Origin of the sequence: Pedobacter sp. Leaf176 (genome assembly GCF_001424305.1) — a bacterium.
In the GTDB taxonomy this organism is placed as follows: domain Bacteria; phylum Bacteroidota; class Bacteroidia; order Sphingobacteriales; family Sphingobacteriaceae; genus Pedobacter.
Window position 1 is genome coordinate 449370 of sequence record NZ_LMPD01000001.1, and the last position, 26374, is coordinate 475743.

Consider the following 26374-nt stretch of genomic DNA (forward strand, 5'->3'; position numbering starts at 1 on the left):
ACTTATGAAAGTTGCTCTTATTACCGGTGTAACGGGACAAGATGGTGCCTATTTGGCAGAATTTTTACTAAAAAAAGGGTACTTTGTTCACGGTATCAAAAGAAGGAGCTCGCTTTTTAATACCGATCGAATCGATCACTTATACCAGGACCAGCATGAAAATAATGTTCATTTTAAATTACATTACGGCGATTTAACAGACTCAACCAACTTAATCAGAATTATTCAGGAAACCCAGCCCGATGAAATTTACAATTTGGGCGCAATGAGCCACGTGATGGTGTCCTTTGATTCTCCTGAATATGTAGCAAATGTAGACGGAATAGGTACATTACGAATTTTAGAAGCTGTACGAATTTTAGGATTGGATAAAAAAACCAGAATTTATCAGGCTTCCACTTCCGAGTTATATGGCGGAATGCCTGAAAATAAAAACGAAAAGGGTTTCTATGATGAAAACTCTCCTTTTTACCCACGTTCACCATATGGGGTAGCTAAAATATATGGCTTCTGGATTACCAAAAATTACCGTGAGGCATATGATATGTTTGCTTGCAACGGTATTCTATTCAACCATGAAAGCCCTTTAAGAGGCGAAACTTTTGTAACGAGAAAAATTACAAGAGCCACTGCTAAAATTGCTTTAGGACTTCAGGGATGTTTGTATCTGGGTAATTTATCTGCTCAACGAGATTGGGGACATGCCAAGGATTATATCGAGGCGATGTGGTTAATTCTTCAGCAAGAAAAGGCAGAGGATTTTGTAATCGCAACAGGTGTTACCACAACGGTTAGAGACTTTGTAAGAATGAGTTTTGCGGAATTGGGTATAGAAGTTGAGTTTTCTGGTAAAGATGAGAACGAAAAGGGCGTTATCATCGATGTTGATGAAGAAAGGGCAATAAGTCTTGGCCTGAACCTTGACGCGCTTAAGCCGGGGTTAACTGTTATAAGGGTGGATCCGAAATATTTTAGGCCTACCGAAGTTGATTTGCTTCTAGGTGATCCAACTAAATCGAAAACTCAGTTGGGTTGGGTGCCAAAGTATGATTTACCAGCATTAGTTAAAGATATGGTGCAATCTGATTTGGTGCTAATGAAAAAAGATGAATATTTAAGTAAAAGTGGCTTTAATACCCTTAATTATTTTGAGTAGGAAATAAAAATCATTTTTGTTGCTTATTTTTTATGATTCTATTTTTTGTTTTTGTTTTGTAAAATGAATCAATTGGAGTATTTTAGGCATATAATTAGTTCTTTTTAAATAACGCATACATCTCAACTTATAAAAATAGTTTTAAACAGCAAATTGAACGATATTTGTTATTGATGTTTAAATAATTTTATATAGTTTACTATTAAGTTATCGCCCCCACGATAAATCCTTTAATCATATGTTGAGTTTTTTTAACAAGAAAAAGAAAGTTACAGATATCTCCTGGTTGGGAATAGATATGCATTCACACATATTGCCAGGTATTGATGATGGTTCTCCTGATGTTCAAACTTCTTTACGATTCGTTAAAGCATTTGAAGAATTGGGCTTTGACCGGATTATCTGTACTCCTCATATTTATAAAGAACTTTATCCAAATGATAAAGAAACTATCGGGACAGCAAAAGACTTGCTGCTTGCTGAGATGAAAAAAAACAGTGTTTCTTTAAAATTAGATGCAGGTGCCGAGTATATGGTTAACCAGGATTTCGATATTTCTGCTCCACTTTGCTCATTAAGCGATAAACATTTATTAATTGAGATGTCTTATTTAACAGAGAGTCCAAGTATCAGCCAGACTATTTTCGATTTAGAGATAAAGGGTTTTCAGCCTGTTCTGGCTCATCCCGAGCGATATACTTTTTATTTCAAAGATAAAAGCAGGTTAAAGAGATTTAAAGAAAAAGGGTGCTTACTTCAGTTAAATTTACTTTCCGTTTTGGGCTATTATGGGAAAGATGTTAAGCATCTTGCCGAAGTATTGCTTGCAGAAAAATTATACGATGTGGCTGGTACCGATCTTCATCACGATAAGCACCTTAGCACTTTAACCGAATCCGTTCAATCTGGAAGGCTGTACGACATAATAGGTAATTACGAGTTTAAGAACAAAGAACTTTTTAGTCAAAGTCTTAACATCTCAATTTAAAACCCTTCGTTTTTGTTGTCTATCTTAAATTTAGGTTTAATTTCTACTGCTTGATATGCCTTTTCATATCAAATGAAATAATTTTGTACTTTTACGAACAATAATTTGGAGCATATAATGAAATGAAATTTTTGATTTGATAATTTGTTATTCAGATCAAATAATTCATAACCTACCTAAACATGAATTTTAAAAAATTACTCACCGCATTGTTGTTTTTCTGTGCAATAATCATTTCTCAGCAATCATTTTCTCAAACCAATTATGCAGATGTAAAAGTAGATGAACTATCGGATGCAAAAATAAGAGAGTTAATGCAACGTGCAGAATCGATTGGTTATACTGATGCACAGTTAGAACAGCTGGCAGCAGCGCAAGGCATGCCTGCTACTGAGATTGAGAAATTAAGAACCAGGGTAGAAAAAATTAGAAAGGCCGATGGCGTAAGTAGTGCAACCAGTGGCACAGATGGTAATTCGAAAACGGCCTCAGATATGAATAGAAGTCGTACTTCTACTCAAAAAACATTATTGGATAGTCTAAAGAAAGTATCCAACCAGGATGGTAATTCACTTCTAAACCAGGAAAGACAAAAACTAAAGGAATCTTTTGGTGGCGGCAGTACAAAAATTTTTGGCTCTGATTTATTTTTTAATGTAAACCAAACCTTCGAACCAAACCTAAGAATGGCTACACCTAAAAACTATGTTATTGGCCCTGATGACGAGCTATTAATTGATATAACAGGCGACAATGAAGCTAATTATAAACTTAAAGTTAGCCCGGATGGTACAATTCGAATTCAGTATGCGGGCTTAGTGGCAGTGGGCGGACTAACAATTGAACAGGCTATTTCTAAAATACGCACCAGGCTGGCAGGTACATATCCAGGGATAAAAAGTGGTAGAACAAGCGTTGCTGTAAATCTGGGTAATATCCGAAGTATACAGGTTACCGTAACCGGCGAGGCTGTGAAATCGGGAACTTATACTGTTTCATCTTTATCTCCGGTTTTTAATGTGCTTTACCAATCTGGCGGACCAAACATTAATGGTTCCTTCAGAAATATTCAGGTTATCAGAAACAATAAAGTTATCTCAAAAATTGATGTTTATGATTTACTGATAAATGGCATCCAACGGGGTAATATCAGGCTTCAGGATCAGGACGTAATTAATGTGCCAGTTTATGATACGAGGGTAGAAATGTCTGGTGAGGTCAAAAGACCGGCCTCTTATGAAATGTTACCTGGTGAAACCCTGGCCGATGCAATACGTTTTGCAGGTGGTTTCTCAAATAAAGCCTATACAGCACAAATTAAAGTGCTTCAAAATACCAGCAGGGAAAGAAAGATTATTGATGTTTCAGAATCTGAATTTAGCGCATATAAACCTAAAAACGGAGATACTTATCTTGTCGAGACAATTTTAGACAGGTTTGAGAATCGAGTTGAAATTATTGGCGCGGTTTTCCGTCCAGGCCAATACGAACTCGAAAATGGCTTAACGTTAAAGTCTTTAATCAAAAAGGCTGATGGGGTTAAAGAAGATGCCTTTTTAAATCGTGCTTATATCTCCAGGCTAAATGCAGATAACAGCCAAAGTTTGCTTTCGTTTGATGTCGCAAAACTTTTAGATGGTTCAGTAAATGACATCAGGTTACAAAGAGAGGATAAGGTAACCATCAATTCTATTTTTGATTTGCGTGAAGAATATAAAGTAACAATACAAGGCGAGGTAAGACAACCGGGCACATTCGCTTATGCAGATAATATGAATTTGGAGTCGTTGATACAACTATCTGGAGGTTTTAAAGAGGGCGCTACACCAAACCGTATTGAAATTTCGAGGCGGATTAAAAATAGTGATGCAACTTCAGCGTCGGCGCAAACGGCAGAGGTTTTTACGGTAAATGTAGATCCTGATTTAAAGATACAGGATCAGGGATTTACTTTGAAGCCCTTTGACATCGTATCTATTCGTAATTCGGAGAGTTATCATGTTCAACGCCAGATAAAATTAGAAGGCGAAGTTCTATATCCCGGGGTTTATACAATTACAAAGAAAGATGAAAGAGTTTCTGATGTAATTAAACGGGCCGGAGGATTAAGCCCGCTTGCTTATGTGGAAGGGGCATCTTTAAGAAGAAAAGGTGGACTTGATTCCAGAAATATCGATGCCATAGAGATGCAAAGAGAAGAAAGGGAAAAATTGTTAAACCTTCAGCGATTAAAGCAATCGGGCGCCAGAGATACGACAAGTCTTGATAAAGATTTGCAAATTTTAAGAAGCGATTTGGTAGGGATAGATTTAAAGAGAATCATGGATAAACCATTATCAAGATTTGATTTAATTGTTGAGGATGGCGATGTTATCCGTGTTCCTAAAGAATTACAAACCGTTAGGGTAACAGGCGAAGTTTTGAAACCAAACAGTATTGTTTATACTAAAGGCAAAAGTTTTCAAGGCTATATCAGTGGTTCAGGCGGCTTCAGTTATAATGCCTACAAAAAGGGAGCCTACGTGGTTTATTCAAATGGTTCAGTAGCGGCAAACAGGAAGTTCTTGTTTTTTAACAATTTTCCGCAGATTAAACCGGGCTCTGAGATTTTCGTGCCTAAGCGCGCCGACCGGGAGAAAATAGGAATTGCAGGCCTGGTTGGGATTTCTACAGCAGTCGCATCAATTGCTGCAATTATTGTTTCTTTATTACGATAAATAATATGTCCGAAAATAATAGCCGTGAGATTACCGTAAGAGAGCTTGTACTTAAAATACACGATTGGTATAAATATTTACTATCTAAATGGATATTGCTGGTTTTAGCCTGTATTTGTGGTATTGCTTTAGGTTATTTATATTCAAGTTATAAAAAGCCAGCTTACGTGGCGGTGAGTACATTTGCGTTAGAAGATGCAAATGGGGGTGGCGCTTTAGGCCAATATGCCGGACTCGCATCAATGATAGGCGTAGACATCGGCGGGGGAGGAAATAGTGGCATTTTCCAGGGTGACAACCTGATTGAGCTTTACAAATCAAGGAAAATGATTCAGGAAGCATTACTTACCGAAAAAGTTTTCGACGGCAAAAAGCAATTACTGATAGACAGATATGTTGATTTTAATAATTTAAGGCCCAATTGGTCAGCACACCCGGTTTTAAAAAGCCTGAATTTTAAGCCCACAGACGATCCTAAACTTTTGCGTGCTCAGGATAGCGTGCTGGGAGAGGTTGTTAAGGAAATAGGAAAGAGCAACCTGGTTGTAAGCAAGCCAGACAAAAAGCTAAGCATTATTAAAGTGCAGGTTACCTCAAAAGATGAGCTGTTTTCCAAAGCATTTAACGACCAGATCGTGAAAAACGTTAACGAGTTTTATGTGAATACAAAGACAAAAAAATCGACTCAGAACGTTTCCATTTTGCAACATCAAACGGATTCAGTGAAAAGAGAATTGAATGGGGCTTTATCAGGCGTTGCAGCACTTACTGATGTTAATCCAAATCCAAATCCGGCAAGACAAATATTGCGCGTTCCATCTCAGCGAAGGCAGGTAGATGCACAAGCAAATACCGCAATTTTAACTGAACTGGTTAAAAATTTAGAAATGTCTAAGGTATCTCAACGGAAGGAAATGCCATTGATACAAATGATAGATGCTCCGATATTACCTTTGCAAAAAGTGGTTACGACTAAAACTAAAGGAATGGTAATTGGTGGTTTTGTTTTCGTGTTTTTAATGGCCGGATTTTTACTCACCCGAAGAGGTTTTAAGTCTATCGTTAGCTAAAGCCTATGTCGGTTTTAAAAAGGAATATCGCATTTAATACCTTATTGTCGATTTCCCAAATCCTTTTTCCACTGGTTACTTTTCCATATGCCTCGAGGGTTTTAGGTCCGCAGGCTATGGGCGCTGTAAGTTTTGCAGATAATTTTACCACTTACTTTTTAATTTTTTCTGCCCTGGGAATTCCTTTGTATGGCATAAGGGAAGTCGCTAAGGTGAAAAACAATCCTGAAGCGCTGGGAAAGGTATTTTCAGAATTAATTTTTATTCATTTTTTAACGTCAGTTATTTCGGTAGTTATCTTATTTGTAATTAGTTACTTCACGCATAGACTGAGAACAAACTTTGCGCTATATCAAATCGGTATGGCTGTTCTTATGGGCAATGTTTTTATCGCTGAATGGTTTTTTCAGGGAATAGAGAAGTTTAAATATATCGCGCTACGAACTGTGTTTCTCAGAATGCTAACCGTTGCTTTGCTGTTTTTACTGGTTCATACTATTGAAGATAGAAATACTTATTATGCTTTAAATCTGCTTGCGACAATTTTAGCTGCTGTTACAAATATGTACGCCGTAAACAAAATCGTAAAGATCTCATTTAAGCAGCTTTCCTTAAAAAAACATTTGAAACCTTTATTTATTATATTTTCAAACAGTGTTGTAACAACAATCTATTTGGTTTTCGATTCGATTATTTTAGGTTTTCTAACCAAAGATGTAAATGTTGGATATTACTCAGCAGCTATGAGGATCAGTAAATTGTCATTAGCTATCATTGGCGTGCTTTCTGCAGTTTTGTTACCGCGCTTAACAATTGCTTTTCAAAATGAAAACTTATCCGAGGCTAAATCTTTACTAGCAAAATCGATGAACTTTGTCATTTTTTTGAGTGTGCCGATTGCACTGGGAACCTATTGTTTATCAGACGAGATCATTTTGCTGTTTGCTGGGAAAAGTTATTTGCCTGCCGTTAGTTCATTGCAGATATTGTGTTTCATTGTAATCTTTGTCGGTATTGCGCAAATTTTTAGCCACCAGATTTTGCTTCCTCTTCATCAGGAAAGAAAGATCCTGTATGCATCTCTTTTCGGTGTAGTTGTTAGCCTAAGCTTAAATTTCATTTTAATTCCATATTTGAAACAGGATGGAGCCGCAATAAGTTCGCTTATAACCGAGCTTTGCGTTACTGTCGCCTTATTCTTTTACGCATTTAAACTTTTAAACTTTAAGTTTCCGGTTTTGCAGGTCATTCAATCGACGCTGACCTGCGCCGCGTTTTTTATATTTAAGTATCTGGTTTTAAAGCTAACATTAATACCGGTTCTGGTTATTTTATATACATTTATACTTTCCGGAACCTTTTATATTGTAGCACAACTATTCATCTGGAAAAATAGAAATGTGTTGGATATATTGTCTGGTTTCGGCCCGCTAAAATTTCTGCAGAAGATATGATGGATAAGAAAGCATGTATTATAATACCAATGTATCGAATAAATATCAGCGATTATGAGCAGATATCAATGCAACAATGTTTCCGGATATTAGGCAGTCATCCAATATATTTTGTGATTCCGAAACGTCTGGAAGCACCTATTCAAAGTCTTGAATATATTAGAGATGGCAAAGCCCGGTACAAAGTCTTTGATGATGCCTTTTTTGATGATATTATGGCTTATAACCGGTTGTTGAAATTCCCTGGATTTTATAAGTCTTTTTGGGAATACGAGTTTATGCTGATTTATCAACTCGATGCTTTTGTATTTAAAGATGAGCTTAATTATTGGTGTAGCCAGGGAAACGATACCATCGGCGCTCCGCTATTTGAAGGACTTATTTCTGCGAAACCGGATAGTTCTATAATCGGGCAGGGGAACGGGGGTTTCTGTTTGCGAAACATCCGTAATTGCTATAAAATTGTAACACAGTTCAGGAAATTAAAGTTCACCCGAACGTTTGAAGATGCTAATCGTCCATTTTACATTAACTTTTACCGGTATATAAAACATCAGCTAATCTATATTTATTCCGGTTACCCTTTTCAACCTATTATTAACGAAGACTTGTTCTGGGCTGAGGTAATTCCCGATAATTTTCCGGATTTTAAAGTCCCAAGTCCGACTGAGGCTATGAAATTCAGTTTTGAGGTTAATCCAGATGTCCTGTTTAAAATGAATCAGAACGAACTACCATTCGGATGTCACGCGTGGTGGAAATACAATCTTGAATTCTGGACTTCGCATATAAATAAATTCGGTTACAACATTAAGGTTAACTAAATTTTATAAAAATTTGCACATTTGTAATCTATGGGAATAAAAATGCGATTGCTGCAATCCAACGATGATGAATATTTTCTTGATTGTATTGATGAGCTATACCGTACAATTGAACAAGATTCTGCAGGCTTTAATGCCCAACGCATTCTGGTTAAATTTTCCCGTTTTAAAACATTTCTAGTTCAGAAACTGATTCTTTTTCCAAAGCTTTTTAAGTTGCAGCCAAAGATTTATGATCGGCAGGTAGTAAATTTTGCATCCATGATTAGTGGCGATTTTAGGTTGTTAATTCCTTCTGCGTTTTCATCATCAAATAATTTTATTTACATGTATGATGTATGGCCAAGATTTCATTCCTGGATATTTCCTCTGCTTGATTTTTTTAGAGTGAAATACGTATTTTTTTCTTCAAAACAGGTGTTGGAGATATTTAATGAAAAGTATGGTCATATCAAATGTAAAGCAATGTGGATTCCTGAGGCGCTTGTTGCCGGAGATTATTTTTATAAAAATTATCTTGACCGCAAAATAGACGTGCTTGAGTTTGGCCGAATGTACGATGAATATCACGAGTTAATAAAGGACACATTAGCTTTGAATAAAAAGAATCATGTGTACAGAACGCCTGATAAGTATTTTCTTTTTGCTGATAAACCAGCGTTTACAGATGCGTTGGCATCTTCTAAAATAGTAATTTGTGTTCCCTCAAATATTACCAATCCGGAGCGATCTGAATTTATTTCTTCAATGACGCTAAGGTATTTGCAAGCCATGGCCTCTAAATGTTTAGTAGTGGGTTCTTTGCCGTCAGATATGGAAGAGATATTCGGATACAATCCGGTTGTGGAAATCGATATGGAAAATGCTTCATCTCAAATCATTGAGATTCTGGACAACTATGAAAGCTACCTGCCTATAATTGAAAGAAACTATAAAGAAGTTTTAGCTAAACATCAGTGGCAAAACAGATGGTCAGTTATGAAAGCTAAAATTGAGGAGGTTTTATGAGTAAACCATTAGTCAGCATCATTATTCCTACCTACAATTACGCTAAGCTTATAACCGAAACCCTTGAAAGTGTTTTACGTCAAAGTTACGATAGCTGGGAGTGTATAATTGTTGATGATGGTTCGACGGATAATACGGAAGATATAGTTAATGATTTTATTAACTGCCATTCCACATATTCATTTACCTACATCAAAAAAGTTAACGAAGGTACATCTGCTGCCAAAAATACAGGAGTTAATATTGCTGCAGGAAAGTATATTCAGTTTTTAGATGCCGACGATTTGATAAGCGTAGATAAATTATCGGTTCAGGTTTCACTTCTTGAATCAGCTATTGCAGATTTAGTTTTTTCAAAGTCGGTGTTCTTTATTGATGATAAATCAGAAAGGAAGTTAATAAATAGGTACCCCAGTGGTTTTTTAGCTGAAGAAACACTTTATGGTTCTGATCTTCTGAAGCGAATTGTTAAAAATAATATTGTAACCATAGGTAGCCCGCTGGTAAAAAAGGACATTCTTCTTGAAGCCGGTCTGTTTGATGCTGAACTGAAAAATAATGAAGATTGGTTACTTTGGTTTAAAGTTGGTTTAATCTGTAGAAAGTTTGTTTACGACGACAATATTAAGTCATATACAAGCATCAGGGTTCATCGTGCAAGTGCGATGAACAATCATTCAAAAATGTTCGAAGGTGAGGTTATTGTGCGTGGACAGATTGAAACAGCATTGAAAAGTTTTGAAGCAAATACGGAATTAAGACAATTGAGAAAGTTAAACTTAGATTTACATGCCTTACATCAGGTTCGTTCTCTTAGTATCGCTAATGGCATGAAATATATTTTAAGTAGTTTTGCTGAAAATCCCGTTGGTGAGTTCAGTTTATTAACAAGAGCACTATTTAAATTAGGTGTAAGGATTTATAAAAGTGCAATATCTTAATGGAAAACAAGTCTTATGTACTCATACTTATAATCTGTGCGCTTTTAATAGTCGATGTATTATTGATAAGCAGGTATGCATCCTGGGGTTGTACTTTGGAAGAATTAATTCCTTATGGTATTTTTTTAGTTCTTGCTGAGTCTGTATCTGTTTTTTCTGTTGTGAAGTTTAAGCAGTTCATTAACCCCTTTACCATATATAGTTTTTTCATTTATATAGCCGGGTTTTCATTTTTAATCATTTCTGACAGGCAAGTAGGCTATGATTTAAATTTTATTTTGATAATTACGCTTAGTATTGCTTCATTTATCATAGGGGGTTTGGTGGCTATGAAAACTTTTGCATTTAGTCTTCAAAATATTATCCCCCCGCTGAGTCAAAGAATCAGCCTGTTTTTCTTACTCTTTTTATTCGTTGCGGGAATTGGCGTATTTGTATTGGAAGTAGGCCAGTTAGGTTATTTGCCTGTTTTCAATCTTGCCAATGCGGCTGTTTATGAAGATCTTAATGAGAATGAAGTAACACCATTACATAATTTTATAGTTTTGAATTCCGTTTTACCGGCTATGTTTTTCATAACGTATAAAAAGGGTACGATACGTTTCTGGCAATTTTTATTACTCACCTGCGTTTGTGGATTTATCATTTTAAACTTTTTCAGCAGGCAAATCATCGTTTTGTTTTTCTTTTCGTTATTAATGGCTTACAGTTATTATAAACGTATTCCATTTTTAAGGTTGTTTTCTATAGGTGCGGTTTGCGTGGTTTTGTTTATCGTTTTAGGACAATTAAGAAGCAGTTCTGATCAAAATGCCAACTCCATTTCAGTAAACGATTTCCTAAGAGATTACGGAGATATAACTAAGCCTACCAATATTCTCGAAACCTATCTTTCACTATATGGTGGTGTTAACTTCTCAGCAGGTGATGCCATTGTTCATGATGCCATTCGCGATGGTTATGTAAGTTATGGAGCTTATACCGCAAGACCTGTAATGACACTCTTACCAGTAGACAAAAATGCTTTATACCCATTATTGTACAGCTCTTATACCAAAATTGCCACCTATATTGTCGACCCTTACCTGGATTTCAGATGGTTTGGTGTAATCGGTTTAAACTTTTTGTATGGTTTATTTTCAATGAATTCTTTCAAAAATTACCTGGCGAAAAATGGAGAATATTACATCGTTGAGTGGTCTCTGTTTATGTTTTGTATTTTTATGTGCGCTTTCACCAATTTCTTTCACATGTTCTTTGTGGCTTTTTTCTTCATTATAAATCGAATTGCAATAAAATAACATGAATGAGCTACCATTGTTAACAATATTAATGGCCACATATAATGGCGATAAATATCTGACTGCTCAACTGGAAAGTATATTAGCTCAAACTTATCAAAATTGGGAGTTGATAATAAGAGATGATGATTCTACGGATTTAACTCAAACCATAATTGCAGACTATGCTGAAAAGGATGCAAGGATAACACAATTAGAGTTTGGCAACTTACATGGTACCGCATGCAGAAATTTTTCACAGCTGTTTGATTGGGCATATCAGGAAAACAAGCAATATATGCTCTTTGCCGACCAGGATGATATATGGTTGCCAGATAAGATTGAACTTTCTTTAAAGGAGATTAAGGAAGATGAAAAAGCTTATGGTTTTAACACTCCGTTGGTAAAATACAGTGGTTTTAAATTTATTGATGAAGAAGATAGTCCGATTGACAAGCTATTAAAATTACCAGCTGATCTGAATCTGAAGGTTTTACTTAACGAAAATTATGCATGGGGCTGCACTATGATTTTAAATTGGGCAGCAGTAGACTTGATAAAGCACATTCCACCAGAATCTGTAAATCATGATTATTACATTGCTTTGGTTGTTAGCGCTTTTGGTCGCGTTTCTTTAATAAATAAAGATTTGGTCCTATACCGACAGCATCAAAATAATGTTAGTGGAAATGTAAAAAACATGGGTTTATCTAGTCGTTACAAGCGCTATTTTAAAAACCCATCTGTCATGGTTAAACCGCTAACTCAAAATTATGCGCTTATTAAGTCATTTTATGAACGTTATTCTGAAGGGCTGTCTCCGGAAAATAAAAGGATGGTTGCTGGTTTTTTAAGTTCTTATCAGGCCGGTTTTTTTAAATTGCTCAAAACGCTTCTTAAATTTGGGATATTTAAAGTTGGCCTTGGAAAGAACCTGGTTTATATTTATACATTATTTCTTTACCGTAAAGAGGTTATTAATAATATTTATAATTCTTCTGAAGAATGAAAATACATTATGATAATCTGATATACAGTCTGCAACGTGCAGGTGGAATTTCCACTTATTGGTCAGAATTAACTTCGAGGATGCTACGAGACAAGGAAGATATTTCTTTTACTGAATCTATAAATCATAATGTAGCGAGAAAAGCCCTGTCTATTCCGCAGGATAAAATTTTCCGGTACAAAAGCAAACAGACACTTATCAGCCGTTTTCAACGTATTCCGTTGCCTTTTGAAACTGAGTTTGTTTTTCACTCCAGCTATAATCGGGTAACGAGTAACCCAAAAGCAAAGCAGGTGGTGACCATTCATGATTTTGTGCACGAAAAATTTTACGGAGGCATCAGGCGATACCTTCACTTGCATCAGAAAAATAAATCTATAAATGCTGCGGCTAAAATTATAACTGTTTCAGAAAATACGAAACGCGATTTGCTTGAATTTCATCCAGGGCTATCTTCAGAAAATATAGATGTTATCTACAATGGTGTTTCAGAAGATTTTTTTCCTTTAAAAAATAAAGCCAGTAGCCAGAAACCATATTTACTATTTATAGGTTCAAGAGCTTATTATAAAAATTTCAGCTTTACAATTGATGTGGTTAAGCAACAGAGCGATTTTGATTTGTTTATTGTTGGTTCTATACTGAATAAAAAAGAGACGGATGAATTAAACAATAAGTTGAAAGGAAAATGGAAGCTCTTTTCGGGTATTGATAATCAATCGCTTAATGAATTGTACAACAATGCTTTTTCTGTAATTTATCCATCGGCGTATGAAGGATTTGGCATTCCATTGTTGGAAGCTATGAAAGCCGGCGTGCCTTTTATTGCATTGAATACCTCATCAATTCCTGAAGTAGCTGGTGATGCCGGAATACTGGTTAACGATTTAGATCTTCAACAGTTTGCTCAAGCCATTAATACTGTTGATGCTCAGCGACAGGAAATTGTTGATAAAGGATTTTTACAGGCTCAGAAGTTTTCCTGGGAAAAAAGTTATGCTGAAACAAAAGCAGTTTATCAAAGTTTAGGTTTATGAAAATATCCATTATAACAGTTGTTTTTAATAACGAGGTGACAATTTCTACGGCAATTGAATCTGTATTAAATCAGACTTATAAGGATGTAGAATATATTATTATTGATGGAAAATCGACGGACAACACCCTCGAAATCATTAACAAATATGCCTTATCTATCAGTAGAATTGTATCAGAGCCTGATGGGGGAATATACGATGCAATGAATAAAGGCATCGCTTTAGCAACGGGAGAGGTAATAGGCATATTAAATTCTGATGATGTGTATGCAGATAATAATGTATTGAACAATATCATGCAGGAGTTTAATGAGCCAACAATTGATTTGGTTTACGGAAACCTGGTTTATGTGAAAAATGATGATTTAAATCAGGTTGTCCGGAAGTGGCAATCCGAAAGTTACTACCCAAATTTTTTTGAGGATGGCCACGTCCCTCCGCATCCATCTTTATTTCTAAGGAAAGAAGTTTATGCTGTGGTAGGCACCTTTAATCAAAAGATGAGGTTGGCGGCAGATTATGAATTTATGCTACGCCTGTTTAAATTACATAATTTCAACAGTAAATATGTTGACAAGTTATTTGTGAAAATGCGATTGGGCGGTGCGACTAATGGCAGCGTGAAAAATATTATCGATGGTAACAAAGAAATTCTTATAGCATGGAAAGTTAATCATTTGAAAGTGCCGTTCTTACTTATGCCTAAAAGGATACTTAAACGATTAATTCAATTTATAAAATGAGAATTCTTTTAACCGGCGCTACAGGTTTTTTGGGATTAGCTATTCAACGTCATTTTGCGGGTAATGAGGTAATCACCATCGGTAGAAGTAATTGTGAGGTAATTGCGCATCTCGAAAAAGATATTCCTGTTTTGCCTGAGGCCGGTTTAGTTATTCACGCAGCCGGGAAAGCGCATTCCGTACCGAAAACCAAAGCACAGGAAAAGGAATTTTTTGATGTTAATGTTAAGGGCACTGGGAATTTGCTAATGGCCCTGGAACGTTCTGCCGGTTTACCAAAGTCATTTGTTTTTATAAGCTCAATTGCTGTTTATGGTGCTGAGGAAGGCATTCTCATAGATGAAAGTTTTCCATTGTCTGCCAACGATGCTTATGGTAAAAGTAAAATTGAAGCGGAAAAGCTCATCATCGACTGGTGTAAATTAAATAGAGTTAACTGTACAATTTTGCGTTTACCGCTTTTGGCCGGCTCAAATCCTCCGGGAAATCTTCGCTCAATGATAAAGGGAATTCAGAAGGGGTATTATGTAAATATCGCCGGAGGAAAAGCAAAAAAAAGCATGGTCATGCGGGAAGATGTTGCCTCAATAATTTTAAAGGCTTCACAAAAAGGTGGTATTTATAATCTCACTGATGGTCATCACCCTTCTTTTGCAGAACTTTCTGAAGTTATAGCAAAGCAGTTAAATAGGCCTAAACCTTTCGACATCCCGCTTTGGTTTGCAAACCTGATGGCCTTAGGTGGCGATTTGATGGGCAGTAAAGCACCAATTAACAGCAAAAAACTCAGTAAAATCACTAAAGATCTTACCTTTGCAGATGATAAAGCAAGAACAGCGTTAGGATGGAATCCGGAACCGGTAATTGTACAATTTAAAATATGAATTATACCATCTTCTTGATTTTTCTTGCGGTGCTCTTTCTTCTTATGCTGGTCTATATTAAAACAGCAGAGAAATTTAAAATAATTGATAAGCCGAACAAAAGGAGCTCCCATGCAGATCACATCATAAGGGGTGGTGGAATTATCTTTCCAATTGCCATTTTAATTCAATTTCCATTTTTTGGATTTCAAAATTTCTGGTTTTTAGCGGGTTTGATTTTAATAAGCCTCATTAGTTTTATCGATGATGTCAAACCAGTAGCGAATCGAACCCGGCTGCTTTTTCACTTAGTTGCCGTTGCATTACTCTTTTATCAATTACAGGTTTTTGAATTGCAATGGTATTTTATCTCTATGGCTTTCTTCTTTGTGATTGGTACAATAAACGCTGTCAATTTTATGGACGGCATCAATGGAATAACGGGGGGATATGGTTTGATAACGCTCGTTTCGCTTTTATATATTAATCAGACAGCGAAGTTTACCGATTCGAACCTAATTCTTTGTGCAATAATGGCGGTTCTTGTCTTCAATTTTTTCAATTTTCGTAAAAAAGCTAAATGTTTTGCCGGCGACGTTGGTAGCGTAAGCCTTGCATTTATATTAGTTTTTTTTCTGCTGCAATTAATAATAAGAACTCAAAACATCGCTTACATTATGCTACTTTTAGTTTATGGTTTGGATGTTGTTAGTACCATAATGTTTAGATTAATCCGAAAAGAAAATATTTTCGAGGCACACCGCACACATTTTTATCAGTTTCTAGTAAATGAGAAAAAAATGCCTCATTTAGCGGTCGCCATCTTATACAGTTTGCTGCAATCAGGAGTTAACTTTAGTTTAATTCGCTTTCCATTCAGCTCTTTAACCTATCTTGTTGTAACTTTATTGATATTGGGCATGTTTATTGTTATATTGCGTTTTGTTTTCGAAGGTTATCGTAGATTAACAAAGAATGCTGATATAGACTAATAACTAAGAAATACTTTGTTTAGCAAAATCAATATCGTACCCCGCTGGCTTATATTTATCATTGATTTGATTATATGCCTGATCTCTTTCGGAATAGCCTATTTTATCAAATATAATTTTGATTTTTCCGGCCTTGAATTAACATCTTTCGGTCGTAATGTGCTCATTACGATCTTAATAAATATAGGCGTCTTTTTGAACGTTAAATCTTATTCAGGGATTATCCGCTACACAAGTGCGCAGGACACTTTTAGAATTCTTTTTGCTGTTTTCACAAGTAATTTCATCCTTTTTGGCGTAAATCTACTTACAAGTTTTTTTATAAATCAACAATTCATATCTAATATTATAATTGTTGTAAATGGTCTTGTCAGCTTCGTAATGCTCATTACGTATAGGATTTTAGCTAAATACTTTTTCATTTATATTAAAAACCTGCACCTCGATAAACTCCGGGTAATTATTTATGGTGCAGGCGAGGCCGGCGTGGCTACGAAACGTACTTTCGATCACGATAACCGTGTTAATAAAAATATTATTGCCTTTGTTGATGACGATGAACGTAAGGTTGGAAAAACAATCGATGGTATTCGTATTCTGGAGGGTAAAAACTTAGAGAAGATCATAGCTGAGCACCAGGTTGATGAAGTTATTTTTGCGGCATACAGTATTCCCGTTGATAGGAAGAATGAAATTGTCGACGCCTGTTTGGAGCATGATGTAACGGTTTTAAACATTCCGCCATCTAGTGTTTTGATTGACGGCAAGCTGCAAACTTCTCAAATACAAAATATTAATATCGAAGACCTTTTGAATCGAAAAACTATCGAAATTGATATTGAAGGCATCAGAAATCAGTTAAGAAATAAAAGGGTTTTAATTACAGGAGCAGCTGGTTCTATCGGAAGCGAAATTGTAAGGCAGCTGCTAAAGTTTGAACCCAGCTTGATCATACTAAACGACCAGTCTGAAACCGCCTTACATGAGCTTTACCTGGAGCTTGAAGAAAATAACCACAGCTATAATTTTCACGCATTCGTAGGTGATGTGAGAGACCATAAAAGAATGGAGCACCTTTTTAAAACCTACAAGCCCCAATATGTTTATCATGCCGCCGCTTATAAGCATGTGCCTTTGATGGAAGACAATCCAAGTGAAGCCATAAAAACAAATGTGGCCGGAACTAAAATTGTTGCAGATTTATCAATTAAGTATGGCGTACGTAAGTTTGTAATGATTTCGACAGATAAAGCCGTAAACCCAACAAATGTTATGGGTGCGTCTAAACGTATTGCAGAAATTTATGTGCAATCCTTAAATAATACCCTTAGTGATCACAATCATATTTTTAGTAATGGTTTAAGTTATATCAATGAAATTGAAGTGAAACCAATTACTAAGTTTATTACTACTCGCTTCGGAAATGTTTTGGGTTCAAGCGGTTCAGTTATTCCAAGGTTTAAGCAACAAATCGAAAAGGGAGGGCCCGTAACAGTTACGCATCCCGAAATAACCCGGTATTTCATGACCATTCCCGAAGCCTGTCGATTGGTGTTGGAAGCGGGTAATATGGGCTCGGGAGGTGAGATATTTATCTTTGATATGGGTAAATCGGTTAAGATTGTAGAATTAGCCAAAAAAATGATCAGATTGGCCGGTTTGATTCCAAATCAGGATATCAAAATTCAATATACCGGATTAAGACCAGGAGAAAAATTATTTGAAGAACTTTTGAATGATAATGAAAATACAATGCCTACCCACCACCATAAAATTATGATCGGTAAGGTACGGGAATATGTATTCAATGATGTCGAAAAACACATTTACAAATTAATTGACTGTGCCAAATTAAATGAAAACCGACAAGTGGTCGTAATGATGAAAGAACTGGTACAGGAATATAAAAGCAACAATTCTATTTATGAAGAACTCGACCATGCCGATGAAACAAACTAAAACCATTTTTAGATTTGTTTTTTCCCTGGCCATTTTGTTTGTTTTGAACCTTCAGTTCGCACAGGCACAAACTCCAAATCAAAATATCCCTTATTCTTTTCAGTTTTACCAAAAAATAAATAAATCTGTTTACGATGTGAACTCCCGTTTTCACAGTTCGATTAAAGGTTATTACAGTGACGATAGTACGCTAAACAACCAGTTTAAAAGCTTAATGCGATTAGGTGTTGATACCCTGAATAAAAGAAGCTGGGTTAGAAGAAAACTTACTGAAGAACATCTTATAAATTTTACCGGCGATGACTTTGTCGTTTATGCAGATTTTTTACCTGATTTTCAAATCGGACGCGAGTTTAATGAAAGTAAAACGACATGGAAAAATACAAGAGGTTTCCAGATAGGCGGGAACGTTGGCGAAAAGTTCTCGTTTTATGCAAATGCATACGAGAATCAAGGTGTTTTTGCAAATTACATTACCGATTTCATCAATACAAATCAGGTCGTGCCAAGTGAAATGACCGGCAAACTCGATGGGAAAACAAAAGATTGGTCGTATGCAACGGCCCTCCTTTCCTATACGGCAAATAAACACATAAACATTGCATTGGGCTATGATAAAAACTTTATTGGTGATGGTTATCGGTCTATGTTATTGTCGGACGTTGCTGCAAATTATTCTTTTTTAAGGCTAAGAGCCACGTTGGGTAACGTTCAATACCAAACCATTTTTGCCTATATGTTGGATCCTGGTGCTGAAAAATTAACTACCGACAGACGTTTAGGCGATCGGGGCAAATGGATGGCTGCGCACTATTTAGATTGGAACATCACAAGACGATTTTCAGCGGGTTTTTTTCAGGCGGTTACCTGGGCAGATGCTGAAGTAGAAGGGAAAAGGGGTTTTGATTTCAATTACGTTCACCCGTTTATATTTCTGCGTTCCGTTGAAGGCGCAAACACAAACTCACCTGATAAGATGCGCTTAGGTATCAACTTAAAATACGAGGCACTTGATAAAACCACGCTTTATAGCCAGTTTATGTTCGATGAATTTACCGCAAAAGAAGTGTTTGCCGGTAACGGTTACTGGGCTAATAAATGGGCCATGCAGATCGGTTTTAGGGGCTCTGATTTGTTTAAGGTGAAAAATTTAAATTACCTTGCTGAATTTAACACCGCCCGCCCATATACTTATGCCCATTTCGACCGGGTTTCTAATTATGCTGCCATGAACCAGCCATTGGCACACCCTTTTGGTGCAAACTTCAGGGAATTTTTGGGCATAATGAACTATAGTTATAAACGTTTCGACCTGCAAGGCCAATTGAGTTATGCCAATTATGGTCTTGATCCGGCAGGATTGAACTATGGAAAGAATATTTTTCTTCCATATGGAACCAGGGTTCAGGATTATGGAAATACAATAAGCCAGGGCATTAAAACTAACCTCTTTTTTGGAGAGGCAAAAGTATCTTACCTGTTAAATCCAAAATACAATTTAAGAGCCGAACTGGGTGGTGTGCTAAGAAGGGAATCTTCGGAAGTACGCATTCAAAACACTTCTCTCATTACCTTTGGCTTGCGTAGTACATTTAGAAATCTTTATCAGGATTTTTAGATTCGTAAATATAAATTCCTTTTACAGATTAAATTAGAAACATATGATTACCGCAGAGAAAGTTTATTACTATTTCAGACAAAAGTTCATTAGGAAGTTTTTATATCGTTTTGGAATCGGAAGTCCGGTTGGTAAAAATGTATGGGAAGAGCAGTTTAAAAATGGTGCCTGGGATTATCTTTACTCAGAAACGGAATCTCTTCACTATAAATCAATCGTTAAATTTTATAAGCAATACGGAGCAGGCAGTGTACTCGATGCGGGTTGTGGGCAAGGGGTCTTGTTTCATTACCTTAAGTCAGATATTAAAAACCCTGACAATTACCTGGGTTTTGATATTTCAGAAAATGCTGTTGAACAAGCTAGAAAAGCTTTCCCCCCTTATCGTTTTGAGCAAATGGATTTCAATAAGTCTACCCCGGCTGAAAGATTTGATTTTGTTATTTTCAACGAATGTGTTTACTATTTTAAAAAGCCTGTTGAACAACTGCAATCCTATCTTGATAAAACTTTAAATCCGGGTGGATATGTAATCATCTCCATGTTCTATTATGCTGAACATGCGCAGCTTTGGAAAAGATTTTCTGAAAAGTACACGTTTTTAGACTGGGAAGAAGTGACGAATGAAAACGGGCAAAAATGGAGGATTTGTATTTTTAAGCCTTAAAGAAGCTATTCTTTAGTAAAAAAATAGGGTCGTAAAAGAAACGCATGAGTCTGTATTTTCCACTTAACTTCAAATCTATGGCCTCTTTACCATCTTTCTCATTTATAGCGAATCTGCGTAAAGCGTAATTTGTTTCAAAAGCGGTGTAAATAGATAAGCCATATTGATAACCGGCTTTTCTCAACATTTTCTTATGGTTTGCCGGCATTTTACCATATGGAAAAGCGAAAGAATATATTTTAGTGTCCAGTAATTTCTCCAAAGTTTTTTTAGAGTTTAGCATATCATCGAATGCTAATTGCTCATTTACTGAATCTAATCTAAGGTGTTTCTCGCCATGGCTCCCAACCTCCATTCCAAGCACAACTAATTGCTGTAGCTGAGTCTCGTTCATTAAACTTACGCTTTCCATAGCATGCTCTTCGATGTCCCAGATGTTTAAATCGCCGATATGTGCTGATGGCATGTAAAAAACTGCTTTAAACTTTCTTTTTAACAGTTCCGGAATGGCAAAGTCGAATAGAGCCGCAGAACAATCATCGAAACTAATTATAACCTTATCTTTCAAGCCAGATTCATTGAGGTTTAATTCAACGATTTCCCGAAAGGTTGTTGGTACCAACCCTTTTTGCTCAATCTGGTCTAAAAGTTCAAGAAATTTATTATGACTAATGCACCATTTTTTCAAGCTTGAATGCGGTTGATCTGCGACATGGTGCAGCATTATAATAGGTATTGTCAATTTCTCCGGAGTCAATCTAAGCTAAAATCTTATCAGGCCCAAATAAACGGAATATATCGTTGAAAACCTCGTAATCGTTAGATTTTTTATTGCTATGGTTGATGTGTCATGATATCGTGGGTGGAATTTAGCAAAATCAATACTATAAAGGTTATGCCTATGATGGTCAAAAGAAAAAAAAATCGTTTTAGTGTTAACAAACTTTCTATACCTTAGCGGACATTTTAACGTTATACACTCAAAAACCTATGAATAAACCATTACTTTACCTGTTTTTGGTATTTCTTGTAAGCCATAGTAATGTTATTGCACAAACTTTACCGGTTGGAATTCTTGAAAACGTTGAGGATGCATACAGAAGGCAGCAACTGTTGGGGAAAGATTCCTCTAATAGCTCTTACATGATTCGGCCAATGTTTATGTCGGCTAAACATAACCTACAGCTGGATTCTGCTTTTTCGGTAAATAGCTTTAGAAAATTATTGTATGCTAATCCAAAATTCAAGACAGAAGTTTATGCCTTGCCTGTGGCCTGGCAGCAACAATTTAATTCGCATCACCCATATGGGATGAACGATGGTTCTATGGTTCAGGCAAAAGGGTATCAAACTCAGATTTCTGCCGGAATTTATGCGAAGGTTGGGCCACTAAGTATTCAATTCAGACCAGAATACGTATATGCTGAAAATAAAGGTTTTCAGCGCTTAGCGGATGCACCAAATGGTGTGTACTGGAATACACCTGTAACTATTTATTATAATAATATTGACCTCCCGGATCGTCCCAACGATGGAAGCTATAGCAAATTTAGTTTAGGACAAAGCAGCGTCAGGCTGACATTTGGCCCAGTATCTGCAGGATTTTCTAACGAAAATTTGTGGTGGGGCCCTGGTGTTCGTAACTCATTATTAATGAGTAATAATGCATCAGGGTTCAGACATTTAACCTTGAATACGATAAGGCCTGTTAAAACGTATATTGGCTCATTTGAAGCGCAAATCGTAGGAGGGCGGTTAGAACAATCTGGTGTCAATTTACTAGATCAAGCGGGATTACCACAAGCAATTATAAATGAATCAAAAACCCGCCCATATGATTGGCGTTATTTTTCAGGAATTGTCTTGACATATCAACCTAAGTGGATACCTGGATTATTTCTGGGATTTGACCGGTCTTTTATTGTCAACCACTCTAATATGGGTAACGGTTTTTCAGATTATTTTCCAATCTTCGGAGCTGTTGAAAAACAAAGTTATGGGGAAAATGAAAGTGGACAAAATTTAGATGAGTTAGCAGCAAGAGATCAGTATATATCATTTTTTGCACGTTATGTTATGCCTGAAAGTAAAGCAGAAGTTTACGTTCAGTTTGGTAGAAATGACCACGCTCAAGATACCCGAGATGCTTTTGTTGAACCGGAGCATACGAGGGCTTACATCGTGGGTTTTCGAAAATTAGTTCCTTTAATGAGGCCTGATGAAAGCGTACAAATTGGCCTGGAGTTTACGCAAATGCAAAAAGCAACCACAAAAGATACTCGTGCAACTCTCGGTTGGTACAGCCATCCTTTAGTTCCGGATGGATATACAAATAAAGGTCAGGTTATTGGCGCGGGAATTGGACCGGGAAGTAATATGCAATCATTAAATGTTAGCTGGGTAAAAGGACTAAAGAGAATTGGTCTGCAGCTTGAACGGTTAGTAAACAATAATGACTTGTTTTATGATTTTGCATCCTCTTCCGCAGATAAAAGTCAGTATATCAACAGGCATTGGGTAGATCTTTCTTTCGGTGGTAATTTTTCATGGAACTTCAAACAATTCGTGGCCAACGCACAGTTAACTTACATAAGGTCTTTGAATTACCAATATCAATGGCAAGATAGTACACCTCCAGGGAATTATTGGAATTGGAATAAGCAAGATGTAAATAATCTACATTTTAAATTAGGATTAGTTTATTTAATAAATTAAGCTACCGGTTTCCAATCCACAGATAAATCAAATGTAGCTAACTCATCCCTCACAATTACAATTAAATGATTAACTTTGCGGCATTTAATGTATAAAATTGAGTGATTAGTTTAAAACTATTACCAGTCAATTAATTCACCTTACCTATGAATAACAATCTACCAGCCAAAGATAGAGGTATTTACTATTTATTATTGGTTTTGTTTACTATCCTTACATCATGTGTGAGCAACAAAAAAATAGCATATTTTCAAGACATTCAAACTGTTGATCAGGCTCAACTAGAAAATGCTACAAAATTTGTAGAACCAACTATTCAACCCGATGATATATTAAGTGTCAATATTTTTACTTTAAATCCTCAAAGTGGAGTTGTTGTTAATCAGGCAGCGAATACTCCAGCGCTTGGAGGTAATACGAACAATAGTCTTTCAACTCAAAATACTGGTTTTTTAGTAGATAAGGATGGGGATATCGAAATATCTTTAGTAGGTAAAGTTAAGGTTTCTGGGTTAACCACTTATCAAGCCCGGGAATTAATACGCGAAAAAGTTAGTGTATATTATAAAGAGCCGAATGTACAGTTAAGATTTTCAAACTTTAAGGTTAGTGTATTGGGCGAGGTTAATGCACCGTCTGCGTATACGCTTCCTAATGAGAAGGTTAGTATTTTAGATGCATTGAGTTTAGCTGGAGATTTGACAATTTATGGCCGGAGGGATAATATTCTTGTAGTTCGGGATAGTAATGGAAAAAAAGAGTTCGCCAGACTGAACTTAAATTCTTCAAAAGTGTTTAGTAGCCCTTTCTATTATCTGCAACAAAACGATGTAATATATGTAGAGCCTAATAAAGCCAGAGTTTCTGCTAATAATGCTGCGCAGATTCAGACAATTGGTGTTATTACTTCAATTATATCAGTATTGGTTGTTGCAATTTCAGTTTTTAAATAATTGTATATTTTCTTAGATGAACAATAATTCTAGTTACCCATCAAACATGGACGCTTCTGCTGAAGAAACAATTAACATTAAAAGTTTGATATCAAAATTAACAGATAAATGGCCCTGGTTTATCATTAGCGTGCTTTTCTGTTTATCAATAGCCTATATCTATATTAAGTATACTGCCCCAGTATATCAAATTAATGCAAAATTACTTGTAAATGATAACGACAAGGGAGGGAGTTTAAGCGCAAAAGCGAGTCCGTTGATGGATTTTGGAGGGCTTATTGGAGGTAAAAGTTCTGTCGACAATGAAGTAGAGATTTTGAAAACCAGGTTTCTTATGGAACAGGTTGTTAGGCAGATGGAACTGAATATTGTTTATTATGAAAAAAGTAAATTGATTCTTCGGGAAATCAATGAGGCCCCATTTAAAATTAAGCTCATAAAAGGGGTTGATACTATAAAAACGATTACACTAAATGTAGATAAAGCAACAGATAATGGTTTAGAAATCTCGGGGGTTGATTTAGATAAGCATGTAAACTGGAACGAAATATTTGATATTAATGGTGTCGGAAAATTACAGATCATCCGTACTAATAATAAAACCATACCTGATAAAAGATTTTCAGCAACAATTTTTTCAATTGACCAGCGGGTGGCAGCGCTTATGGCCTCGCTTTCTGCTTCGGTTTCGAATAAACAAGTCAGTATTATTGAGTTAGGATTGCAATATTCGCTACCAAAAAAGGGTGAAGATATTTTGAATGCATTAATCACCCGTTATAATGAATCGAATATTGAAGATAAAAATACCATCGCGGATTCAACAACTAAGTTTATACAAAATAGACTTGCCGTAATTGCCCGTGAGTTGGGAGATGTTGAAAATAAGCAACAATCATTTAAGCAATCCAATGAACTTACTGACTTATCTGAACAAAGTAAGATGTTGGTGCAAACAACCAGTGCTTTAAGGAATGAGTTGGCAAAAGCTGAGGTTCAAGTTGAAGTAGTGAATGACCTGGAAAAGTATTTGAAAGATGAAAATAAAAATAAACGGGTTTTTCCGACATCTCTTCTTCCATCTGACATGGTTTTCTCTGGCCTAATGAATCAATATAATGCACTACTGGTTGAGCGTGACAAGCAACTATTGAGTGTTACTGAAGAAAGTCCCTTTATAATTAATATAGATAATCAAATACGCAGTTTAAGAAATGGTATTTTAGGGAATGTTCAAAGCACTAAAAATACTTTAGTAGTTACAAGGAATAAATTGGTCGCTCAACTAGGTCAAATCGAAAATAGGGTAGGTGAGGTTCCTCAAATTGAAAAAAACTATTTAATTCTTGCTAGAAATCAACAGATTAAACAGGAATTATATATTTTTCTGATGCAGAAAGCGGAAGAAACCTTGATTTCTAAGACTTCTAACATTTCAATTGCGAAGACTATTGATCCTCCAAAGGCTGAATTTCAATCCGTAGCCCCTAAGAAAGACGTTATAATGATAATTGGATTGGTTTTCGGGATTGCTATCCCAATCTTATTAATCCTGAGTATAGCTCAATTTAGTACTACTATCACTGGTAAAGAAGATATAACAAGCCGTACAAATGTTCCTGTTATCGGGGAGATCAGCCATAATGAAGATATTAATAATCTGGTAGTTGCAAATAAAGGAAGATCTGCAATATCAGAACAGTACCGGGCGTTGCGAACAAATCTTTCTTTTTATCTTAAAAATGAAAATGAAAAGATAATTCTCCTAACTTCCAGTGTTTCCGGAGAAGGTAAATCCTTTACCGCTATAAACTTAGGAAATATTTTCGCTCTAACCGGAAAAAAAGTTTTGCTGATGGAACTGGATTTGCGTAAACCTGGTTTATCAGGAAAACTAGGAGTTTCTAATAAGGTTGGATTTAGTAATTACACAATCGATCGATCAGTTAAGATTGAAGATATTGTTAAGCCATTATCTATAAATAGCAATATGTTTATAATTTCTTCTGGTCCATTGCCACCAAATCCGGCAGAAACATTGATGAGCGAATACACCAAGGAGTTAATTGATGCATTGAAAAAAGAATTTGATTACATAATTATGGACGCACCACCTGTAGGTATTATAACTGATGCACAACTTTTAGCAGATTATGCTGATGTTACATTATATTTGGTACGCCAAAGGGTAACTAAAAAAGATCATTTAGCTATAGCAGACGATTTGTATACTTCAGGGAAAATGAAAAACATGGGAATTGTCGTAAATGATATTAATAGTAAATCTTACGGTTATGGTTATGGCTACGGTAATTATGGCGTTGAGACAAAGTTACCTTGGTACAATAGAATTTTGAAATATTTAAAGTTGGGAAATTAG

At 36.0% G+C, this 26374-nt stretch carries 21 protein-coding genes; 20 read left to right on the plus strand and 1 reads right to left on the minus strand.

Annotation, left to right across the window (positions count from 1 at the left end; translation table 11 throughout):
• Positions 1 to 4 precede the first annotated feature (4 nt).
• The 17 genes from gmd (at position 5) to ASF92_RS02105 (ending at position 20326) form a co-directional block, all read left to right on the plus strand.
• The gene (gene gmd, locus ASF92_RS02025) at positions 5 to 1156 is read left to right on the plus strand and encodes a GDP-mannose 4,6-dehydratase (protein WP_056087077.1); all 1152 of its coding nucleotides are present in this window, start codon (positions 5 to 7) and stop codon (positions 1154 to 1156) included.
• A 238-nt stretch (positions 1157 to 1394) separates the two neighbouring features.
• The gene (locus tag ASF92_RS02030; protein ID WP_056087080.1) at positions 1395 to 2144 is read left to right on the plus strand and encodes a tyrosine-protein phosphatase; all 750 of its coding nucleotides are present in this window, start codon (positions 1395 to 1397) and stop codon (positions 2142 to 2144) included.
• A 182-nt stretch (positions 2145 to 2326) separates the two neighbouring features.
• Positions 2327 to 4861 (plus strand): SLBB domain-containing protein, encoded by a 2535-nt coding sequence (locus tag ASF92_RS02035; protein ID WP_056087083.1) that lies wholly within the window; start codon positions 2327 to 2329, stop codon positions 4859 to 4861.
• 5 nt (positions 4862 to 4866) lie between these two features.
• Positions 4867 to 5931, plus strand: a complete 1065-nt coding sequence (locus tag ASF92_RS02040; RefSeq protein ID WP_056087086.1) for a hypothetical protein — start codon at positions 4867 to 4869, stop codon at positions 5929 to 5931.
• Positions 5932 to 5936: 5 nt separating this feature from the next.
• Entirely contained in the window at positions 5937 to 7385 is a 1449-nt protein-coding gene (locus ASF92_RS02045) for a flippase (RefSeq protein WP_056087088.1), read from the plus strand.
• Positions 7382 to 8209, plus strand: coding sequence for a DUF5672 family protein (locus ASF92_RS02050; RefSeq protein WP_056087091.1), 828 nt, complete (start codon positions 7382 to 7384; stop codon positions 8207 to 8209). The genes ASF92_RS02045 and ASF92_RS02050 overlap by 4 nt, the downstream gene beginning before the upstream one ends.
• 30 nt (positions 8210 to 8239) lie before the next feature.
• Positions 8240 to 9217 (plus strand): glycosyltransferase, encoded by a 978-nt coding sequence (locus ASF92_RS02055; protein WP_056087094.1) that lies wholly within the window; start codon positions 8240 to 8242, stop codon positions 9215 to 9217.
• Positions 9214 to 10158 carry a glycosyltransferase family A protein gene (locus tag ASF92_RS02060; RefSeq protein WP_056087098.1) on the plus strand — a complete coding sequence of 315 codons (945 nt, stop codon included), beginning with the start codon at positions 9214 to 9216 and terminating at the stop codon, positions 10156 to 10158. The genes ASF92_RS02055 and ASF92_RS02060 overlap by 4 nt, the downstream gene beginning before the upstream one ends.
• Entirely contained in the window at positions 10158 to 11459 is a 1302-nt protein-coding gene (locus tag ASF92_RS02065; RefSeq protein ID WP_056087101.1) for an O-antigen polymerase, read from the plus strand. Before ASF92_RS02060 ends, ASF92_RS02065 begins: the two co-directional genes overlap by 1 nt.
• 1 nt (position 11460) lies before the next feature.
• Positions 11461 to 12447 carry a glycosyltransferase family 2 protein gene (locus ASF92_RS02070; protein ID WP_056087104.1) on the plus strand — a complete coding sequence of 329 codons (987 nt, stop codon included), beginning with the start codon at positions 11461 to 11463 and terminating at the stop codon, positions 12445 to 12447.
• On the plus strand, positions 12444 to 13484 hold the full coding sequence (locus tag ASF92_RS02075) for a glycosyltransferase family 1 protein (protein WP_056087107.1): 1041 nt from the start codon (positions 12444 to 12446) through the stop codon (positions 13482 to 13484). The genes ASF92_RS02070 and ASF92_RS02075 overlap by 4 nt, the downstream gene beginning before the upstream one ends.
• Positions 13481 to 14227, plus strand: a complete 747-nt coding sequence (locus ASF92_RS02080) for a glycosyltransferase family 2 protein (RefSeq protein WP_056087108.1) — start codon at positions 13481 to 13483, stop codon at positions 14225 to 14227. Before ASF92_RS02075 ends, ASF92_RS02080 begins: the two co-directional genes overlap by 4 nt.
• Positions 14224 to 15111 carry an NAD(P)-dependent oxidoreductase gene (locus ASF92_RS02085; RefSeq protein WP_056087111.1) on the plus strand — a complete coding sequence of 296 codons (888 nt, stop codon included), beginning with the start codon at positions 14224 to 14226 and terminating at the stop codon, positions 15109 to 15111. Before ASF92_RS02080 ends, ASF92_RS02085 begins: the two co-directional genes overlap by 4 nt.
• The gene (locus ASF92_RS02090) at positions 15108 to 16082 is read left to right on the plus strand and encodes a glycosyltransferase family 4 protein (protein WP_056087115.1); all 975 of its coding nucleotides are present in this window, start codon (positions 15108 to 15110) and stop codon (positions 16080 to 16082) included. Before ASF92_RS02085 ends, ASF92_RS02090 begins: the two co-directional genes overlap by 4 nt.
• A 15-nt stretch (positions 16083 to 16097) precedes the next feature.
• A complete protein-coding gene (locus ASF92_RS02095; protein ID WP_056087120.1) occupies positions 16098 to 18041 on the plus strand; it encodes a nucleoside-diphosphate sugar epimerase/dehydratase in 1944 nt (647 codons plus the stop codon).
• Positions 18007 to 19659, plus strand: a complete 1653-nt coding sequence (locus ASF92_RS02100; RefSeq protein WP_231729722.1) for a gliding motility protein RemB — start codon at positions 18007 to 18009, stop codon at positions 19657 to 19659. The genes ASF92_RS02095 and ASF92_RS02100 overlap by 35 nt, the downstream gene beginning before the upstream one ends.
• A gap of 43 nt (positions 19660 to 19702) precedes the next feature.
• Positions 19703 to 20326, plus strand: coding sequence for a trans-aconitate 2-methyltransferase (locus ASF92_RS02105; RefSeq protein WP_056087124.1), 624 nt, complete (start codon positions 19703 to 19705; stop codon positions 20324 to 20326).
• Here ASF92_RS02105 and ASF92_RS02110 read toward each other — a convergent pair.
• Positions 20316 to 21050 (minus strand): polysaccharide deacetylase family protein, encoded by a 735-nt coding sequence (locus tag ASF92_RS02110; RefSeq protein WP_056087127.1) that lies wholly within the window; start codon positions 21048 to 21050, stop codon positions 20316 to 20318. The genes ASF92_RS02105 and ASF92_RS02110 overlap by 11 nt on opposite strands.
• Positions 21051 to 21316: 266 nt before the next feature.
• Between ASF92_RS02110 and ASF92_RS02115 the strand changes: the two genes are divergently transcribed.
• The 3 genes from ASF92_RS02115 to ASF92_RS02125 all read left to right on the plus strand — a co-directional run bounded on the left by ASF92_RS02115 (position 21317) and on the right by ASF92_RS02125 (position 26374).
• Positions 21317 to 23041, plus strand: coding sequence for a capsule assembly Wzi family protein (locus ASF92_RS02115; protein ID WP_056087130.1), 1725 nt, complete (start codon positions 21317 to 21319; stop codon positions 23039 to 23041).
• 146 nt (positions 23042 to 23187) lie between these two features.
• Positions 23188 to 23994, plus strand: a complete 807-nt coding sequence (locus ASF92_RS02120) for a polysaccharide biosynthesis/export family protein (protein ID WP_056087132.1) — start codon at positions 23188 to 23190, stop codon at positions 23992 to 23994.
• A gap of 46 nt (positions 23995 to 24040) precedes the next feature.
• The gene (locus ASF92_RS02125) at positions 24041 to 26374 is read left to right on the plus strand and encodes a tyrosine-protein kinase (RefSeq protein WP_056087135.1); all 2334 of its coding nucleotides are present in this window, start codon (positions 24041 to 24043) and stop codon (positions 26372 to 26374) included.

Excerpts from the sequence above, each read along its gene's own strand:
- gmd (WP_056087077.1), top strand. The coding sequence starts at position 5 with ATGAAAGTTGCTCTTATTACCGGTGTAACGGGACAAGATGGTGCCTAT.
- ASF92_RS02030 (WP_056087080.1), top strand. The coding sequence starts at position 1,395 with ATGTTGAGTTTTTTTAACAAGAAAAAGAAAGTTACAGATATCTCCTGG.
- ASF92_RS02035 (WP_056087083.1), top strand. The coding sequence starts at position 2,327 with ATGAATTTTAAAAAATTACTCACCGCATTGTTGTTTTTCTGTGCAATA.
- ASF92_RS02040 (WP_056087086.1), top strand. The coding sequence starts at position 4,867 with ATGTCCGAAAATAATAGCCGTGAGATTACCGTAAGAGAGCTTGTACTT.
- ASF92_RS02045 (WP_056087088.1), top strand. The coding sequence starts at position 5,937 with ATGTCGGTTTTAAAAAGGAATATCGCATTTAATACCTTATTGTCGATT.
- ASF92_RS02050 (WP_056087091.1), top strand. The coding sequence starts at position 7,382 with ATGATGGATAAGAAAGCATGTATTATAATACCAATGTATCGAATAAAT.
- ASF92_RS02055 (WP_056087094.1), top strand. The coding sequence starts at position 8,240 with ATGGGAATAAAAATGCGATTGCTGCAATCCAACGATGATGAATATTTT.
- ASF92_RS02060 (WP_056087098.1), top strand. The coding sequence starts at position 9,214 with ATGAGTAAACCATTAGTCAGCATCATTATTCCTACCTACAATTACGCT.
- ASF92_RS02065 (WP_056087101.1), top strand. The coding sequence starts at position 10,158 with ATGGAAAACAAGTCTTATGTACTCATACTTATAATCTGTGCGCTTTTA.
- ASF92_RS02070 (WP_056087104.1), top strand. The coding sequence starts at position 11,461 with ATGAATGAGCTACCATTGTTAACAATATTAATGGCCACATATAATGGC.
- ASF92_RS02075 (WP_056087107.1), top strand. The coding sequence starts at position 12,444 with ATGAAAATACATTATGATAATCTGATATACAGTCTGCAACGTGCAGGT.
- ASF92_RS02080 (WP_056087108.1), top strand. The coding sequence starts at position 13,481 with ATGAAAATATCCATTATAACAGTTGTTTTTAATAACGAGGTGACAATT.
- ASF92_RS02085 (WP_056087111.1), top strand. The coding sequence starts at position 14,224 with ATGAGAATTCTTTTAACCGGCGCTACAGGTTTTTTGGGATTAGCTATT.
- ASF92_RS02090 (WP_056087115.1), top strand. The coding sequence starts at position 15,108 with ATGAATTATACCATCTTCTTGATTTTTCTTGCGGTGCTCTTTCTTCTT.
- ASF92_RS02100 (WP_231729722.1), top strand. The coding sequence starts at position 18,007 with ATGAAGAACTCGACCATGCCGATGAAACAAACTAAAACCATTTTTAGA.
- ASF92_RS02105 (WP_056087124.1), top strand. The coding sequence starts at position 19,703 with ATGATTACCGCAGAGAAAGTTTATTACTATTTCAGACAAAAGTTCATT.
- ASF92_RS02110 (WP_056087127.1), bottom strand. The coding sequence starts at position 21,050 with ATGCTGCACCATGTCGCAGATCAACCGCATTCAAGCTTGAAAAAATGG.
- ASF92_RS02115 (WP_056087130.1), top strand. The coding sequence starts at position 21,317 with ATGAATAAACCATTACTTTACCTGTTTTTGGTATTTCTTGTAAGCCAT.
- ASF92_RS02120 (WP_056087132.1), top strand. The coding sequence starts at position 23,188 with ATGAATAACAATCTACCAGCCAAAGATAGAGGTATTTACTATTTATTA.
- ASF92_RS02125 (WP_056087135.1), top strand. The coding sequence starts at position 24,041 with ATGGACGCTTCTGCTGAAGAAACAATTAACATTAAAAGTTTGATATCA.